19 protein-coding genes are annotated in these 16,404 nt (G+C 63.2%); 3 read left to right on the top strand and 16 right to left on the bottom strand.

Going from position 1 to position 16,404, the window contains the following annotated elements; all coding sequences use genetic code 11:
- Positions 1–30: 30 nt before the first annotated feature.
- From ACIROW_RS19710 to xylF, 3 genes are all read right to left on the bottom strand, one after another.
- A complete protein-coding gene (locus ACIROW_RS19710; RefSeq protein ID WP_402278141.1) occupies positions 31–1,206 on the bottom strand; it encodes a sugar ABC transporter permease in 1,176 nt (391 codons plus the stop codon).
- Between the two features lie 22 nt (positions 1,207–1,228).
- Positions 1,229–2,791: a D-xylose ABC transporter ATP-binding protein gene (gene xylG, locus ACIROW_RS19705; protein ID WP_402278140.1), complete on the bottom strand. Its 1,563-nt coding sequence runs from the start codon at positions 2,789–2,791 to the stop codon at positions 1,229–1,231.
- 95 nt (positions 2,792–2,886) lie between these two features.
- Positions 2,887–3,903: a D-xylose ABC transporter substrate-binding protein gene (gene xylF, locus ACIROW_RS19700; RefSeq protein WP_402278139.1), complete on the bottom strand. Its 1,017-nt coding sequence runs from the start codon at positions 3,901–3,903 to the stop codon at positions 2,887–2,889.
- A 385-nt stretch (positions 3,904–4,288) separates the two neighbouring features.
- Between xylF and ACIROW_RS19695 the strand changes: the two genes are divergently transcribed.
- Both ACIROW_RS19695 and ACIROW_RS19690 read left to right on the top strand, forming a co-directional pair.
- Complete coding sequence (locus ACIROW_RS19695) at positions 4,289–5,533, top strand: XylR family transcriptional regulator (RefSeq protein WP_402278138.1); 1,245 nt, start codon at positions 4,289–4,291, stop codon at positions 5,531–5,533.
- A 22-nt stretch (positions 5,534–5,555) separates the two neighbouring features.
- Positions 5,556–6,620, top strand: a complete 1,065-nt coding sequence (locus ACIROW_RS19690) for an aldose epimerase family protein (RefSeq protein ID WP_402278137.1) — start codon at positions 5,556–5,558, stop codon at positions 6,618–6,620.
- Positions 6,621–6,639: 19 nt separating this feature from the next.
- Here ACIROW_RS19690 and ACIROW_RS19685 read toward each other — a convergent pair whose 3' ends face one another.
- Positions 6,640–7,587: a GlxA family transcriptional regulator gene (locus ACIROW_RS19685; protein WP_402278136.1), complete on the bottom strand. Its 948-nt coding sequence runs from the start codon at positions 7,585–7,587 to the stop codon at positions 6,640–6,642.
- Positions 7,588–7,718: 131 nt separating this feature from the next.
- Here ACIROW_RS19685 and ACIROW_RS19680 point away from each other — a divergent pair, with 131 nt between their 5' ends.
- A complete protein-coding gene (locus ACIROW_RS19680; protein WP_402278135.1) occupies positions 7,719–8,519 on the top strand; it encodes an SDR family NAD(P)-dependent oxidoreductase in 801 nt (266 codons plus the stop codon).
- Positions 8,520–8,568: 49 nt separating this feature from the next.
- On the opposite strand, the gene ACIROW_RS19675 is transcribed toward ACIROW_RS19680, so the two are convergent.
- The 12 genes from ACIROW_RS19675 to ACIROW_RS19620 all read right to left on the bottom strand — a co-directional run bounded on the left by ACIROW_RS19675 (position 8,569) and on the right by ACIROW_RS19620 (position 16,388).
- Positions 8,569–9,393, bottom strand: coding sequence for an oxaloacetate decarboxylase (locus ACIROW_RS19675; RefSeq protein ID WP_402278134.1), 825 nt, complete (start codon positions 9,391–9,393; stop codon positions 8,569–8,571).
- 41 nt (positions 9,394–9,434) lie between these two features.
- A complete protein-coding gene (locus tag ACIROW_RS19670; RefSeq protein ID WP_402278133.1) occupies positions 9,435–10,052 on the bottom strand; it encodes a riboflavin synthase in 618 nt (205 codons plus the stop codon).
- Between the two features lie 67 nt (positions 10,053–10,119).
- Positions 10,120–11,226 carry a bifunctional diaminohydroxyphosphoribosylaminopyrimidine deaminase/5-amino-6-(5-phosphoribosylamino)uracil reductase RibD gene (ribD, locus tag ACIROW_RS19665; RefSeq protein ID WP_402278132.1) on the bottom strand — a complete coding sequence of 369 codons (1,107 nt, stop codon included), beginning with the start codon at positions 11,224–11,226 and terminating at the stop codon, positions 10,120–10,122.
- Between the two features lie 40 nt (positions 11,227–11,266).
- A complete protein-coding gene (locus ACIROW_RS19660) occupies positions 11,267–11,812 on the bottom strand; it encodes a GspH/FimT family pseudopilin (RefSeq protein ID WP_402278131.1) in 546 nt (181 codons plus the stop codon).
- Positions 11,809–12,261, bottom strand: a complete 453-nt coding sequence (locus tag ACIROW_RS19655; RefSeq protein ID WP_402278130.1) for a type IV pilin protein — start codon at positions 12,259–12,261, stop codon at positions 11,809–11,811. Before ACIROW_RS19655 ends, ACIROW_RS19660 begins: the two co-directional genes overlap by 4 nt.
- A gap of 29 nt (positions 12,262–12,290) precedes the next feature.
- Positions 12,291–12,881 carry a PilX N-terminal domain-containing pilus assembly protein gene (locus ACIROW_RS19650; protein ID WP_402278129.1) on the bottom strand — a complete coding sequence of 197 codons (591 nt, stop codon included), beginning with the start codon at positions 12,879–12,881 and terminating at the stop codon, positions 12,291–12,293.
- Positions 12,878–13,774, bottom strand: a complete 897-nt coding sequence (locus ACIROW_RS19645) for a PilW family protein (protein ID WP_402278128.1) — start codon at positions 13,772–13,774, stop codon at positions 12,878–12,880. The genes ACIROW_RS19650 and ACIROW_RS19645 overlap by 4 nt, the downstream gene beginning before the upstream one ends.
- On the bottom strand, positions 13,775–14,293 hold the full coding sequence (gene pilV / locus ACIROW_RS19640; protein ID WP_402278127.1) for a type IV pilus modification protein PilV: 519 nt from the start codon (positions 14,291–14,293) through the stop codon (positions 13,775–13,777).
- A 292-nt stretch (positions 14,294–14,585) separates the two neighbouring features.
- Entirely contained in the window at positions 14,586–15,218 is a 633-nt protein-coding gene (locus ACIROW_RS19635) for a helix-turn-helix domain-containing protein (protein ID WP_402278126.1), read from the bottom strand.
- Between the two features lie 13 nt (positions 15,219–15,231).
- Entirely contained in the window at positions 15,232–15,453 is a 222-nt protein-coding gene (locus ACIROW_RS19630; protein ID WP_402278125.1) for a hypothetical protein, read from the bottom strand.
- Between the two features lie 81 nt (positions 15,454–15,534).
- The gene (locus ACIROW_RS19625) at positions 15,535–16,161 is read right to left on the bottom strand and encodes a DUF924 family protein (RefSeq protein WP_402278124.1); all 627 of its coding nucleotides are present in this window, start codon (positions 16,159–16,161) and stop codon (positions 15,535–15,537) included.
- Positions 16,158–16,388 (bottom strand): RNA-binding S4 domain-containing protein, encoded by a 231-nt coding sequence (locus ACIROW_RS19620; protein WP_402278123.1) that lies wholly within the window; start codon positions 16,386–16,388, stop codon positions 16,158–16,160. Before ACIROW_RS19620 ends, ACIROW_RS19625 begins: the two co-directional genes overlap by 4 nt.
- Positions 16,389–16,404: the final 16 nt, after the last annotated feature.

Genomic DNA, 16,404 nt, shown 5'->3' with positions numbered 1-16,404 from the left:
CTTTTCAGAAATGTGATCAAGGCAGGCCGCTCAGCGGCCCGAGCGTGTACTGACGTCGACCCACACGGCCAGCATCAGGATGCTGCCCTTGACGATCATCTGCCAGTAGGTGCCGACGTCGAGCATCGACATGCCGTTGTCCAGGCTGGCCATTACCAGTGCGCCGATCAGCGCGCCGTAGATGGTGCCCGAGCCGCCGCGCATCGAAGTGCCGCCGATGAAGCAGGCGGCGATGGCGTCGAGTTCGCCCATGCTGCCCGACGAGGGCGACCCCGCCGCCAGGCGCGCGGTGTTGACCAGTCCGGCCAGCGCGCACATCACGCCCATGATGCCGAACACCCACAGCTTGACCGACTGCACGTTCACGCCGGACAGGCGCGTGGCTTCCATGTTGCTGCCGACCGAGTAGATGCGGCGACCGAATACGGTTTGCTTGGTGACATAGCTGAACAGGCCCAGCAGCGCCAGCAACAGCAGCACCGGCACCGGGATGCCGTCGTAGCTGTTGAGCGTGCGCACGAACGCCAGCAGCACCGCGCCGATCAGGGCCACCTTGATCGCATCGCGCCACAGCGGCGCCACCGGCAATGCATGCCGTTGGCGATTGACGCGTTGGCGCCAGGTCAATGCCAGCGCCAGCACGAACAGCACGACGACGAGGGCGACGCCGAAGCTGGCGGGCAGGTAGCCCTGGCCCAGGTACACCAGGTCGCTCGATACCGGTGCAATCGTGAGGCCGCCGGTGATGCCCAGCAGCACGCCGCGAAACGCCAGCATACCGCCCAGCCCGACGATGAAGGAGGGGATGCGCATGTACGCCGTCAGGTAGCCGTTGAACAGCCCGAGCAACAAGCCAAGCGCCAGCACGAGGAAGAGATTGAGCGGCAGCGGCAGGTTGTGCGTGACGTTCAGGATGGCGGCGACGCCGCCCAGCAGACCGAGCAGGGAGCCGACCGACAGGTCGATTTCCCCGGCGATGATGACCAGCACCATGCCGCAGGCCAGGATGCCGGTGACTGACATCTGGCGCAGCAGATTGGACAGGTTGCGCGGCGTGACGAAGCCGCCTTCGGTCTTCCAGCTGAAGAAGGCCCAGATGATGGCGATGGCGATGAGCAGCGCCATGATCTTGTAGCGGCTGAAGAGCTGTTTGATGTTGGCCGTGGTGTTGGCCGCGCCGTTGCGCGTGCTGATGGTTGAGGTCATGCTTGATTCCAGAGTGTTGTGTTTATGCGGCGGAAGGCGTCGCGACGTGCATGCGCTGTTGCGGCGATTGGTTGATGGCCGCCGCCAGCACCGTTTCCTGCGTGAGGTCCTGATTGACGAAATTGCCGCGCAGCTTGCCTTCGCCGATGACCAGTACGCGGTCGGATACGCCCAGCACTTCCGCCAGTTCGGACGACACCATGATCACGGCCACGCCTTGCTTCGCCAGTTCGGCGATCAGGCGGTAGATTTCCGCCTTGGCGCCGACGTCGACGCCGCGCGTGGGTTCGTCGAGGATCAATACCCTGGGCTTTGCCAGCAGCATCTTGGCCAGCACGGCCTTTTGCTGATTACCACCGGACAGGCCGGTGATGGGCAGGAACGGGCTCGCGGTCTTGAGTCGCATGCGCGCGATCTCTTCCTGAACGGTTTTCAGCTCCGCCTCGCCGTCGATGCGGGTGCCGCGCGAAAAGTTCTCCAACACCGTCAGCGTGATGTTCTGGCCGACGCTGAGGTCGGGTACGATGCCGTGCTGTTTGCGGTCCTCCGGCACCATGCACAGGCCTAGCCGGATCGATTTGAGCGGCGTGCCGGTGTCGACGCGCGCGCCGGCCATCCAGACTTCGCCTTCGCAGCGCCCTGGATAGGCGCCGAAGATCGCCGACACCAGCTCGGTGCGGCCGGCGCCGACCAGGCCGGCGATGCCGAGGATTTCGCCGCGCCGCACCGAGAACGAGACGTCGTCGACGCGCTTGCGTTTTGGGTTGTCGACGTCGAAGCAGGTCATGTGACGGGCCTCGAACACGATCTCGCCGACCTGATGGTCGCGGCTCGGATACATCGCGGTGATTTCGCGTCCGACCATCTGCGTGATGATGCGGTCGACGTCGAGTTCTCCCATCGGCGTGGTGGCGATGTGTTTGCCGTCGCGGATGACAGAAATGGTGTCGCACACGGCGGCCACTTCATCGAGCTTGTGCGAGATGTAGACGCAGGCCACGCCCTTGGCCTTGAGGTCCATGATGATCTTGAGCAGCACCGCGATTTCGGAGGCGGTCAGCGACGACGACGGCTCGTCGAGGATCAGCAGGCGCGCCTTCTTGTTAAGCGCCTTGGCGATCTCCACCAGTTGCTGGTGGCCGCCGCCGTATTGCATCACGGGCAGGGCGACGTTGATGTCGGGCATGTTCAGTTCGCGCATGAGTTCTTCGGCGCGACGGTACATGGCGGGATAGTTCATGCGGCCACCGGGCAGGGTCAGTTCGTGGCCCATGAAGATGTTTTCCGCCACCGACAGCTCGGGCACCAGCATCAGCTCCTGATGGATGATGACGATGCCGGCCGCTTCGGTGTCGCGCACGGAATGGGCGACCAGCGGCTTGCCGTCCCACAGGATTTCACCGTCCCAGGTGCCGTGCGGATAGACGCCGGAGAGGATCTTCATCAGCGTGGATTTGCCGGCGCCGTTTTCGCCGCACAGGCCGACGCATTCGCCGGCCTTGATTTTCAGGTCGATGCCGTCGAGGGCGCGGACACCGTCAAACTGTTTGACGATGCCCTTCATTTCCAATAAATACTCTGACATGCTGCGCTCGCGGAATGGGATGGGAAGAAGCGGGTACGACGCCCGCCGGGCGCCGTACTTGCGTGCTTGTTTTTCGCGGAGATGCGAAGAGGGACTTACTTGGCGCCGATCTGCGCCTGCGTATAGAAGCCGTCGTCAACCAGGATATTGACGTTGGCCTTGGTCAGCGGAATCGGCTTGAGCAGCACCGTGTCGACCTTCTTGAAGCCGTTGTCGTACTGCGAGTTGTAGCTCGGCTTCTCATTGCGCGCCAGGTGCACCGACAGGTTGGCGGCTTCGGTGGCGATCAGCTTGAGCGGCTTGTAGACCGTCATGGTCTGGGTGCCTGCAACGACGCGTTTGATCGCGGCGAGGTCGGCGTCCTGGCCCGATACCGGCACCTTGCCCGCCAGCTTCTGTGCCGCCAGCGCCTGGATGGCGCCGCCGGCGGTGCCGTCGTTGGAGGCGACGATGGCGTCGATCTTGTTGTTGTTGGCGGTCAGGGCGTTTTCAACAATGGACAAGGCTTCGGTCGGGCTCCAGTCCTTGACCCATTGCTGGCCGACGATCTTGATGTCGCCCTTGTCGATCAGCGGCTTGAGCACCTTCATCTGGCCTTCGCGCAGCATCTTGGCGTTATTGTCGGTAGGCGAGCCGCCGAGCAGGTAGAAATTGCCTTTCGATTGCGCCTTGATCACTCCTTCGGCCTGCATTTCACCGACTTTTTCATTGTCGAACGAGATGTAGGCGTCGACGTCCGCGTTCAGGATCAGGCGGTCATAGGACAGCACCTTGATGCCGGCCTTCTTGGCTTCCTTGATGGTGTTGGTCAGCACCGTTGCGTTGAACGGCACGATCACGATCACGTCGACGCCGCGCGAAATGAGGTTCTCGATTTGCGAGATCTGGCGCGCTTCGCTGGCGTCGGCGGACTGCACGAATACCTTGGCGCCGAGTTTTTCCGCTGCAGCGGTGAAGAAGTCGCGGTCGCGCGCCCAGCGTTCGACGCGCAGGTCGTCGATGGAAAATCCGATCTTCGGATTCTTGGCGTCGGCCATCGCGCCGCCTGCGACCAGCGACATCGTGGTCGCCGCCATCAGGGCCAATACACTCTTTTTCAGGATTGCGTTCATTGCCTTGTCTCCAGATTGTTCATTATGATTTTTAAGGGGGTCTGCTCCTGCTTCGGCGGACATTCATATAAGGACACCGGTCCGCTCCTGCCCATCTCTGCCTCGCCGAGGCTTGATGTGCGGCCATACTAGCAACCGCATACCGGCCACCACAATTACGAAATCCGCCAACCGGGAGTGCGATTCTTTCTATTGCACTTGCACAAACGGCTATTTGGACTGACGTGGGAACGCACCCTCGGTACAATCGAAACAGGATAAAAAACAGGAAGACCGGAATCGGAATGATGGTGTTTCGACATCGTCAGAAGATACTCCGGCGCTTCAGGAGACCGCCCGCCGGCGCAGCGATAGCTGCCGCCGCCCGGGCATCGGAGAGTTCAGCGTGACAAAAGTACCGACCGTGCATCGCATTGCGCTGCTGTTCAATGGCAACAAGATATTCGACCGCGACATCATCGCCGGCATCGGCGAATACCTGACCAGCACGCGGGCGTCGTGGGACTTGTATCTGGAGGAGGACTTCCGCTGCCGGCCGCAAGGCATCGAGCGCTGGCAGGGCCACGGCATCATCGCCGACTTCGATGACCCGACCATGCAGGAAGCCCTGTCGCGCGTGCAGTTGCCGGTGGTCGCCGTCGGCGGCTCTTACGCCGACGAGGCCGACTATCCCAAGGATTTGCCCTATGTCGCGACCGACAACTTCAAGCTGGTCAAGCTGGCCTACGACCATCTGATCGAAGCCGGATTGCAGAATTTCGCCTGCTTCAGCCTGCCGCAGGCCGATGTCAACCGCTGGGCGCAGGAGCGCGAAAAGGCTTTCGAATCGCTGACGCAGCGCGACGGCATCCAAGGCCACATCTATCGCGGCGTCGGCACCAGCGCGCAGTCCTGGGACACCGCCGTGGAACAGCAGATCGCCTGGGTCCGCAGCCTGCCCAAGCCGATCGGCATCATCGCCGTCACCGACGCCCGTGCACGCCAATTGCTGCAAGCCTGCCTGTTCGCCGGCATCGCGGTGCCGGAGCAGGTCGCGCTGATCGGCATCGACAACGACCCGCTGGCGCGCATCCTGACGCGCGTGCCGCTCAGCTCGGTCATCCAGGGCACACTGGAAATGGGCCGTACGGCGGCGCACCTGCTGCACCAGATGCTGCATGGCCACGGCGCCCAGTTTGCCGACAAGCGCATCCTGGTGCCGCCGGCCGGCATCAATGTGCTGGCGTCGAGCCGGCACGAAGCGCGCAATCATCCGCACGTCATGCAGGCGATGCACTTCATCCGCCAGTACGCCTGCCAGGGCATCAAGACCGAACAGGTCGCCGATTACGTCGGCGTGTCGCGCTCGTCGCTGGATTGGTACTTCCGGCGCGAGCTCGGCCGCAGCGTGCATGACGAAATCCTGCGCTTCAAGCTCGACGCCGCCCGGCGCATGCTGCAGCAGGCGCACGGCAACGTCGCCGAGATCGCCGTCAGTTGCGGCTTCACCTCGGTGCAATACATGCACGCGGTGTTCAAGCGCGAGCTCGGCTGCACGCCGCGGGAATACCAGGAGCAGCTGTTGCAGGGCGCCGCGGAAAACGCGCCGTCTTCACTTCCTTCATTGCAGGAACCCATCCAAGGCGATTGATTCGCCGCCGCATTCCGACGACATGACACATTTCACCCTCTCCAGCACTTCCGCCGGCCACGGCGTTACCTTGTACACCCTGCGCAATGCGCACGACATGCGCGTCGTCATCAGCAATCGCGGTGCCACGCTGATTTCCTGGTGGGCGCCCGACCGCTATGGCCGCGAAGCCGACATCCTGCTCGGCTATCCAGACCAGCAGGACTATCTTGCCAACACGCCGTACTTCGGCGGCGTCATCGGACGCTGGGGCAATCGCATCGCCGCCGGACGTTTTTCCCTCGACGGCGTCGACTACCAGGTCGACCGCAACGAAGGCAGGAATCATCTGCACGGCGGCGCGGGGGGATTTCACCTGTTGCCGTGGCAGGTGCAGGCCGACCCAGAGGGGTTGCGCCTGACGCTGGCGTCGCCGCACGGCGCCGCCGGCTTCCCCGGCAACGTGCTGGCGTCGGTGCTGTACCGGCTCGACGACGAGGGCCGGCTGAGCATCGATTACACGGCCACCAGCGATGCGCCGACGCCGCTCAACCTGACATCGCACGGCTACTTCAACCTCAACGGCGGCGCCGCCGACATCGGCGATCACATCTTGTCCATCGATGCAGACCGTTACTTGCAAGTCGACCGCGCGCTGATCCCCAACAAGGCCGCGGACGTGGCCGGCAGCGCTTTCGATTTCCGCCAGCCGGCGCCGATCGGCGCGCGCCTGGCGTGGCCCGATGATCAGCTCGCCATCGCCGGCGGTTTCGATCACTGTTATTGCCTGCGTCCGGGCGACCCCGCAACCGCGTCGCGCAGCCGCAATGCGCAGGCCCTGCGCGATGTGGCGACGGTCTACGATCCCGGCTCGGGACGCGAGCTGACGGTCGCCACGACGGAGAACGGCCTGCAGTTCTACAGCGGAAATTTTCTGGAAGGCATTGCCGGCCGCGGCGCGCAGGTCTATGCCGCGCACGACGGTTTCTGCCTTGAAGCGCAAGCCTACCCGGACCAGGTCAACGGGCCCGACCGCGAAGACGTGATTTTGCGGCCGGGGCAGGTCTATCGCCAGACGACGTCCTACCGGTTGAGCGTACGCGCCTGACAGGCGCGCAGATAACGGACTAACGGACTTCCCGCACCTCGCGCCTGATCGCCTGCGGCGGTACGCCGAAGCCGCGCATGAACACCTCGCGCATGTGGCGGCGGTCGCGGAAGCCGGTTTCGCGCGCAATCACGTCGAGCGGATGACGGCTTTGTTCTATCATCAGCCGCGCCGCCTCCAGGCGCAGGCCTTCGATCGCCTTGGCCGGCGACTGTCCGGTCTCCGCAACGAACACACGGCTGAACTGGCGCGGACTCAGGCTGACGGACTCCGCCAGTTCTTCCACCGACAGCGCATGCGAAAGATTCTTGCGGGCGTAATTGAGCGCGTTCTGGATGCGGTCCGACTTGGGCGCCAGGTCGAGGATTTCCGAGTGCTGAGACTGGCCGCCGGAACGCCGCTGGTGCATCACCAGCTTGTGCGCGACCGAGCGCGCCGCGTCCGGACCGAGATCCTTTTCCACCATCGCCAGCGCCAGGTCCAGGCCGGCGGTCATGCCGGCCGAGGTCCAGATCGGACCGTCGATCAGATAGATGCGGTCGTCCTCCACCTGGATCTCCGGAAACATCGTCTGCATCTCGCGCGAAAAATACCAATGGGTGGTCGCACGCCGTCCATCCAGCAGTCCGGATTCGGCCAGCACGAAAGCGCCGGTGCAGATCGCCGCGATGCGTCGCGCACGCGTGCTGACCTTGTTGAGGAATGCCAGCTCCGCCGCCGAAGCGGGCGAATGCACAGGATCGCCGACGCCGGTGACGATCCAGGTGTCGGCCGGGCTGCGCAGCGTCGCTTGTCGCGTCGTCACGTTCAGTCCCAGCGAGGAGCGTATGTCGCCGCCTTTCACGGAAAAATTATCGATGGCGTAAAACGGTTCGCCCGCGACCATGTTCGCGTACTCGAACACCGATTGCGTCGCCAGCGCCATCACCTGGAAGCCGTCCTGCAGCAGGTAGCCGATACGGTGCATGTCCGTTCCTTGTCTGTTGAATGTCTCAAAATAATACCATAAACGTCATTTGAGACATTGATGTTCAGTCCTATGATGCAGCCATGGATTCGAACCCGGATCCCTGCTTACATCTCACAAAGGAATACATCATGACCCAGGCACATCAAGGCACGGCCCTTATCACGGGCGCTTCTTCCGGCATCGGCGCGATCTATGCAGACCGTCTCGCCAAGCGCGGCTACGACCTCATCCTGGTGGCGCGCAACCGCGATCGCCTCAACGCGCTGGCAGACCGCATCACGACCGAAACGCAACGCACGGTTGAAGTGCTGGACGCCGACCTCAACGACAAGGCGGCGCTGGCGCAGGTGGAAGCCAAGCTGCGCAGCGACGCCAGCATCACGCTGCTGGTCAACAACGCCGGCATCGGCACGCATACGCCGCTGCTGTCCAGCGACGTCGACAAGATGGTGCAGATGATCGATCTCAACGTCACCGCGCTGACGCGCCTGACCTATGCGATCGCTCCGGCTTTTGCGTCACGCGGCAAGGGCGGCATCATCAACATCGCCTCGATCGTCGCCATCGCGCCGGAAGTCCTCAATGGCGTCTATGGCGGCACCAAGGCTTTCGTGCAGGCGTTCAGCCAGTCGCTGCATCATGAGCTGGCGGCGCAGGGCGTACGTGTGCAGGCGGTGTTGCCGGGCGCGACCGCGACCGATTTCTGGGCAACAGGCGGCTTGCCGGTCGAGCATCTGGATCAGAACATCGTCATGTCGGCAGAGAGCATGGTCGACGCCGCGCTGGTGGGATTCGACCGTGGCGAGCTGATCACGATTCCGTCGCTGCATGAAGTGGAGGAGTGGGAAGCCTACGAGGCGGCACGCAAGACCATGTCGGCGCATCTGTCGCGCAACACGCCGGCGCCGCGTTATAGTCTGGAGAAGTGACCACCACAGGATGACACCGGTTCGGACCTCGGGGTCCGGACCGGTGCTGTTACTTGTTCTTTTCGCGAAAACGCGAATTCAGCGCCGCACCCGGCTCGGCTTCCGCAAAACTGTCAAAGCGGCCGTGTTCCGCGATTTCGCGGGCGGCGCGCAGGAAGCCGCCCCACGCCGCGCGCGCCAACGCGCCGCCGACGCTGACGCGCCTGACGCCGAGCGCAGCGACGTCAGCCACCGTCAAGCCATTGGCGGAACCGATCAGTAAATTGACTGGCTTCGGTGCGACGGCCGAGACCACCGCGATGATTTGTTCGCGGGTCTGGATACCGGGAGCGTAGAGGCAATCGGCGCCTGCTTCGGCATAGGCCTTGAGGCGGGCAATCGTGTCGTCGAGATCGGGACGGCCGACGAAGAAGTTTTCAGCGCGGGCGATCAGCAAGGTGTCGCCGCCGTTTTCATCAATGGCGGCGCGCGCTGCACGCAGCCGCGCCACGGAGTCGCTGAATTCCCGGACCGGATTGTCGGGCATGCCGGTTGAATCTTCGATCGACAATCCGGCAATCCCGGTAGCCACCGCCATGCGCACGCTCTCGGCGACGCCGGCCGGATCATCGCCGAAGCCGCTTTCGAAATCGGCATTCACGGGAAGTGTCGTCGCCGCCGCGATGGTCGCCAGATGAGCCAGCAATTCGGCCCGCGATGTCTGACCGTCGGCCTGGCCTTGCGACCATGCATAACCGGCGCTTGTAGTCGCCAGGGCTTTGAATCCCAGACCTTCCAGCAACGTCGCGCTGCCGATATCCCAGGGATTGGGCAAGACAAAACATCCTTCACGGTGCAGTGCTTTGAAAGCGCTGCGCTTGTCTGCGACATTCATCTCCGGGTCTCCTCGGCAATGCCCGGTGTGGGCGAATTCTTTTATTTATGCGTCGTCGACAGCATGCGCTCGACATAACGCGCAATCAGGTCGATCTCCAGATTGACCTTGCCGCCGACCTTCAGGTGCTTGAGCGTGGTGACCTGGATCGTGTGCGGGATCAGGTTGATCGAGAAGCGGCAGCCGCCGGCGACGTCTTCCACGCGGTTGACGGTCAGCGAGACGCCGTTGACGACGATGGAGCCTTTGTAGGCAAGGTACTTGGCGAGCGATTTGGGCGCTTCGATGACCAGTTCCCACGATTCGCCGACCGGTTCGAACTTGCGGACCACGCCGAGGCCGTCGACGTGGCCGGAGACCAGGTGACCGCCCAGGCGCTCGGCCAGGGTCAGGGCTTTTTCCAGGTTCACTTCACCGGGCGCATCGAGGCCGACGGTGAGGTTGAGGCTCTCGCGCGAGACGTCGACGGTGAATCCTTTTGCGGTCTTTTCCACCACCGTCATGCAGGCGCCGTTGAGGGCGATCGAGTCGCCCAGCGCAACGTCGTCCATCGCCAGCCGGCCGGCGTCGATGTCGAGGCGCACGCCGGCGTCGGCGGTGTTGCCCAGCGGTTGAACGGAAGTGATGTTGCCGACGGCGGCGACGATGCCTGTGAACATGATGGAATCCAAATAAACGAAATAAATAATGAAATCAATAACGAAATAGCGTGGCTGGGCCGGGCGATCAATCGAACCGTGCAAGGATACGCAAATCCTCGCCGATCTGCTTGACCTCATGGAAACGCAGCGCGATCTTGCCGGACAGGTCGTCCAGCGCCGGCAGGTCGAACATGCTGCGGCCGTCGCCCAGCAGGCTGGGTGCAAGGTAGACCAGCAGTTCGTCGACGCAGCCTTCGCGCAGCAGCGAGGCGTTGAGTTTGGAGCCGGCTTCGATGTGCACTTCGTTGAGGTTGCGCTTGCCGAGCTCGGCGATCACGCGCGGCAGATCGACCTTGCCGGCGGCGTTGGGCAGCACGATGACCTCGGCGCCGCGCTGTTCCAGCGCCGCGATGCGGGCGCGGTCTTCACTGGCGGTGAAGACCCAGGTGCCGCCGCCGGTGAGGATGTTGGCGTCCGGCGACAGCGTCAGTTTGCTGTCGACCACGATGCGGCGCGGCTGGCGCGGCGTGTCGACGGCGCGCACGCTCAGTTGCGGGTTGTCGTCCTTGACGGTGCCGATGCCGGTGAGGATGGCGCAGGCGCGTGCACGCCAGAAATGGCCGTCGTCGCGCGCCGCCTGGCCGGTGATCCACTGGCTCTTGCCGTTGTGCAAGGCGGTCTTGCCGTCGAGGCTGGCGGCCGACTTCATACGCACCCACGGCGTGCCGTGCTGCATGCGCTTGAAGAAGCCGATGTTCATTTCGCGGGCCTGCTCCGTCAATACGCCGGACACCACGGCGATGCCGGCCTCCTGCAATTTTTCCAGGCCCTTGCCGGCCACCAGCGGATTGGGATCGGTCATCGCCGACACCACCTTGCCGACGCCGGCCGTCACCAATGCATCGGCGCAGGGCGGGGTGCGGCCGAAATGGCTGCAGGGTTCCAGGGTGACGTAGACGGTGGCGCCGCGCACGTCGTTGCCGCGTTGCCGGGCGTCGCGCATGGCTTCGATTTCAGCGTGGTTGCCACCCGGCGGCTGGGTGAAACCGGCGCCGATGACACGGCCGTCGCGCACGATCACGCAGCCGACGCGCGGGTTGGGCGTGGTCGTGAACATGCCGCGTTCGGCTTGTTGCAGCGCCAGCGCCATGGCTTGCTGGTCGTTTTCGATGAAGATATCGTAGATGGACATAAAGACAACGATGTTCTGGTTGGTGGCGGCGCGAGGTGCATCAGAATGCGCAGCTTCGGTCATCCGCCGGATTGCAGATGCGGGCGCGGCCCAGGATTCCAAGCCTGACCAGGCGGCTTCTTCCATCCAGCGAGAATTGCCACGAGCCCCATAGCGGCGCCCGGTCGCTCATATTGTTGCGGGTCCTGCCGTTGCCATTGTAAGCGATGTAGGGCGCCGACTTGTCGGTCAGCGTGGTCGTTACGACCATGCCCGCCGGCAATCTGTCGTGGCTGTAAATCAATTCGTCGCCGGCATCGAATTGTCGGTTGGCGTCGGCCGGCTTGTTGACGAATACCACCCAGCCGTTTTCCCAGTTGACGCCGTCGCGCGGCGCCAGATCGACCCGCCCGCCGCGCCGGATGGCTTCGCTGCGGCTAAGGTTCAGCGCACCCAGGAACGCGTTGGCGGCACCCGCGAGCTGCTGGCTTTGCGTATAACTGCGCAGGCCGGGCATGCCGGCCGCCAGCAGCACGCCGACGATAGCGAGCACGATCAGCAGTTCCGGCAGCGTGAAGCCGGCCTGACGCATTGCGTCCGATTTCATCGGCACGCCTCGGGAGCGATAGCGGACGGAAGGCCGGAGATGGTTTGTTCGCCGCGGCTATTGAGCGTCAGCGTGCTGCATTGGTGATCAATGAAGCCACCGGCCGGCGTCGCCGACAGCATCACGCATTCCTGCAAGGTGCCGCCACTGCATCCGCTGGCGCTGACGCGATAGGCGCTGCCGGCCTCGGTGTCGCCGGAAAACCATCTGAATGTCCCGGCGGTGGCGGCGTCGCTGTAGGCATGGTAGCGATTGTGCTGCGTGAAATGGCGTTCCTGTTGCTGCATCGCCTGCATCAGCGCCGCGCGTGCTTCGGCGCGCCGCGCCTTGCGTGTGTAGGATTGATATGACGGATAGGCAAACAGCGCCAGCATGCCGACGATGCACAGCACGCACATGAGTTCGATCAGGGTGAAGCCGCGATGGTGATGGCGAGGGCAACGCAACATGGTCTGTCTCCTAGGTGATGCGATGTTGTTCAGTTGTTGATTTCCCGCCAGCTCATGCGTGGCGGTGGCTGTGATGGCGGCAGCGGTGCGGCGTTGAGTACGGTTTGCAGCATGACCTGCGTGCTTGAGTTCGGACCAAAGCCGACTGCCGTGACGCGATAGCGCATTGCAACTTGCCGGTCTGCCGTCGTCAGCCTGAGCAATTCAATCAGGTAGCGCGGCGGTTGCGCCGGCAGCGACGCCGCGCCGTGCGGAAAACTCAATCCGGTGAACTGGCCGTAGCGCACCGACGGCGAAGGTGTGCTGAAATCGACGAGCCGCCATGGCGCCGCGTTGGCAGTGGCCAGGCATAGTCCGCTGTGCGCACCGGTGCCGTGGCAAGCGCCCGCCTGCTCGGGAAAAACTTCCGGTGCAACGCGACCGCCGGCAATGTCGCGTTCGGCGTCACGCAATCCGGCTTCGGCGGCCTGGAAGGCGACGTGGCGGTCGCGATCATTGCGCGAAGACTTCTCGTTCATGAGCGTGAGCTGCGCGGCGGAGACGCCGAACAGCATCACCACCACCAGCATCAGCACGACGATCAGCAGCGAGGCGCCGCGTTGGCGATGTGTGGTACTCATGGCGCGGAATTGCGTAACCAGATGGTGGTCTGGAAGACTTTGCGGGTGCGTTGTTGCACGAGGGGTGGCAATCTCGCTTCATCGATCATTGCGCCGGCGTCGCCGCCATCCTGATATGCCGCGCCGAACAGGCGATGCACGAGCGCTGTGCCGCCATCCCGAACATTGCGTTCGCCGCGCGCCAGCAGCGCGATCCTGATCGCCGCGACATCGCGCCAGCGCTTGTCGATGCGCGTTGCACTCATATAGTCAAGATCGCCGCCGATATTGTTCACGTTGCGCACGCCGTACAGTACCTGGAAGGACTCCACGCCGCGCACGATGGCGGCAGCGCTCCAGCCGCCGTCGCGGGTGAAGTATTTGCAGCGCAGCTCCGGTTCGCCGGTGCTGTCGGGCGCCACGTAAAAGATGCTCAGGCCGCGCACCTCTTCAAGGTCCGATAACGAGGTGGCGCCGTTGGGGCCGGGGACTGCGAACCCGGCGCAATTGAGCATGTCGTTGTCCGGCTGATTCCTGGGACCTGATCCAAAGAAACGTATCGCCAGCAAATCGCTGCCATGGGCATCGCGATTGGCGGAAGGCGACGACAAGCCGGTCGAATGCTCGCTCACCCTGGCGTTGTCGATGCCGAAGACGCCCGGTTCGAGGCCGCCGAGGTCATTGCGCAGGAACGCCGGATTATCTTGAGGCACGTAGTTCGCCTGCCGCACGGTGCGCGCCATCAGGTCCAGCGCATAACGGCCGTTTTCCTGGACCTGGGCGCTGTCGGCCACGCTCAGGTAGGTCGATCGTGCCGCCTGCATCAGCGCCACCGCGGCCAGTACCACGCCCATGCCGAGCGCCATGGCGATCATCAATTCGATCAGTGTCAGGCCTTGCTGATGACGGTGCATTTATCGCTCCACCGGCAACGCGAGGAATGGCGGCGGCTCGGATTGCGCGGCAGGCGCCGGCTCCCGCGACGCCCAGCCGATCTTGATCAGCAAGGGGCCGTCGCCGCTGCTGCCGCTGCAGGCCCAGCGCAGCGTCTCATTGAGGACCGGCGTACTGTCCGTGCAGACCACCACGCGTGCGCGCGGCAGGGCTGCGGCCAGGCGTTGCTTCCAGTCGGCAAGGTCGCAGTCGGCTCGTGCGCAGGCCACGGATGGCGCAACTGCGGCCTTGTATTCGAATTGGTAGGACGTCGGCTGGGCCTCGGCGCGCAGCAACTCGGCCAGTTCAATGGCCAATTGCAGCGCGGCGGATTGGTAAGCGCTGTGTTGCGCAGTGCGCAAGGCGTGCAGCTGCATTGCCGCGACGCCGGAAGCGGCCAGCGCCAGAATGAAAATCGCCGTCAGCACTTCCACCAGCGTGAAGCCGCGCTGGATGAAATTCGCTCGGGACGGCGTGGGAGTAAAAGTAGGAGGGATCACTTGTCGCTCCGCATGTGGCATGTCGGAAAGGCAAGATTTTGCGGGTGTTTGTGTGTGACGCCGCCGTTTTTTCTGCGGCAACGCAGGCAGAAACTGCAATATTCTAATTAATCAGAATTGTTGTTTGTATTTTCTGGCTATCTTTGCTATTCGATCTCGATGCATTTGTATTGCAGAGGATCGATGAGCGATAGATGAAGAGGGAGCGCCCGGGTTCCGGTCTTGGATTCCGCCCTCAACAACGAAAAAGCCCCGCATCAGCGAGGCTTTTTTATGCCGGCAGTCGAAAAAATCACACCGTGCGCGTCTCCGGATATTGCGTGACCACGTAGGCAACCGCTTCGACGTTGGCCGGATTGCGATAGCTGTGCGCGTGGTCGGCATCGAAGAATATGGCATCACCGGTGCCGAGCAGCTGGCGATGATCGTTGATGTGGATCTCCAGTGTGCCGTGTGTGATGACCAGGTTCTTCTGTGCACCCGGCACCAGCGCCTGCAGATGTTCGGTCGACAGCGCATCCAGCTTCAGTTCATGGAATTCGAAACGGCGCTCGCCGGCGGGATACAGGCTGCGGCTGGAAAAGCGGCCGTTGCCGCTGACCGTGCGCGGCGAATCCTGCACCGGCAATACGGCAAGCCCCTGCGGTGCGAAGTTGCGCAGGAAGGCCGACACCGACACCTGCAAGGCCGATGCCACGCGTTGCAGCACGCGAATGGTCGGCACGCTGCGGCCGGATTCGATCTGCGCCAGCATGGCGCGGCTCACGCCGGACTTGCGCGCCAGGCCGTCGAGTGAAAGATGGCGCAGCGCGCGTAGGCGCGAAAGATTGTCGGCGACGATGTCTTCGATGTCGTTGCCGGGAGATTGCGGCGGCACGGCGTGCAGGTGCGGTGCGGGTTCGGCGATACGCAATTCAGCGGTCATGGTGGTGTTCTCTTCAGCGCAGGTTGGTGCGCGCCGAAGCGGCAAAGGGATGAAATGCCGACAGCGACCAGCCGTCATGTGCACCGTGGAAAGGCAACGCGATCAATTCCTGCGCCATCTGGCGCGCGGCGCGCTGTTGGCGATAGGCCTGCAGGTCGGTGACGGCGGCAGTGCTCGCTTCGGTGGGGGCTGCTAAGGTAGTGGTGACGTCGGTCATCGGGATTCTCCATGCCATCAGGCTTGCTGCGATTGAATGGAGCTTAGCACCGACACTATATGCGTCAGAACGAATAAATATTCACATCCTTATGTGAATTTAGAATGAGGAATGCGGTTCTTTCAGAAACGCCGTTTCTTCCGCCGTGGAGGCCCTGCCGAGGATGGCGTTGCGATGGGGAAAGCGGCCGAAGCGCGCAATGATCGCGTGATGGCGGTCGGCAAACTTCAGGTAGTCGTCGAAGGTCGCCTTCGAGGCCGGATCGTCCTTGCCCGCCTGTTTGGCCAACGCACGGAACAATTGCACGCTGTGTTCCTGGTCGTCGATGTCTTCCGAATGCTCCAGCGGCAGGTAAAAGAACACACGCTGCAGCGGCGACAGCTGCTGATCGTATCCCTGCGCCAGACCCAGATGACAGCATTGACGGGCCAGCTCATCGGAGTCGAAGGCGGTCGCACTGTCGCGATAGATGTTGCGCGAAAACTGGTCCAGCAACAGGATCAGCGCCAGCAGGCCGGCAGGCGTCTCGGCCCAGTCGTCCAGTTGGTTGTCGCGCGCGGCCAGCAGGCTGGCTTCGAAGCGCGCCTTGATGGTCTGGTCGACAGCGGCGTCCTTGCCCCACCACAGACCGGACTGGCGACCGGCTACCGTGTTGATGTCGGACCCGGCGTCGTCGGCGCCGAACCAGAACGCCAGGATTGATTCGATGGTTTCGGTCGCCATCATTGTGCCGCTGATCCGGCCAGCACGCGGATGCGTACATCGCCTAGCTGCACGGTTTGGCCCGCGGTGATCTTGCAGGTCTTGCGCAACTCCTGCCGGCCGTCGACCTTGACGTTGCCGTCGGCGACGATGGCTTTGCCGGCGCCGCCGCTGTCGCAGATGCCGACCAGTTTCAGCAGCTGGTTGAGTTCAACGTAAGGGCCTTGCAGTTCGAATTCCATGTGTTGCATATTTACCTTGTGGTGA

The sequence above is a fragment of the Herbaspirillum sp. NPDC101397 genome, from assembly GCF_044767325.1.
In the GTDB taxonomy this organism is placed as follows: Bacteria; Pseudomonadota; Gammaproteobacteria; order Burkholderiales; family Burkholderiaceae_D; genus Herbaspirillum.
The sequence above is the reverse complement of the archived record's forward strand: the minus strand, read 5'-3'. Positions and strand labels throughout refer to the sequence as shown.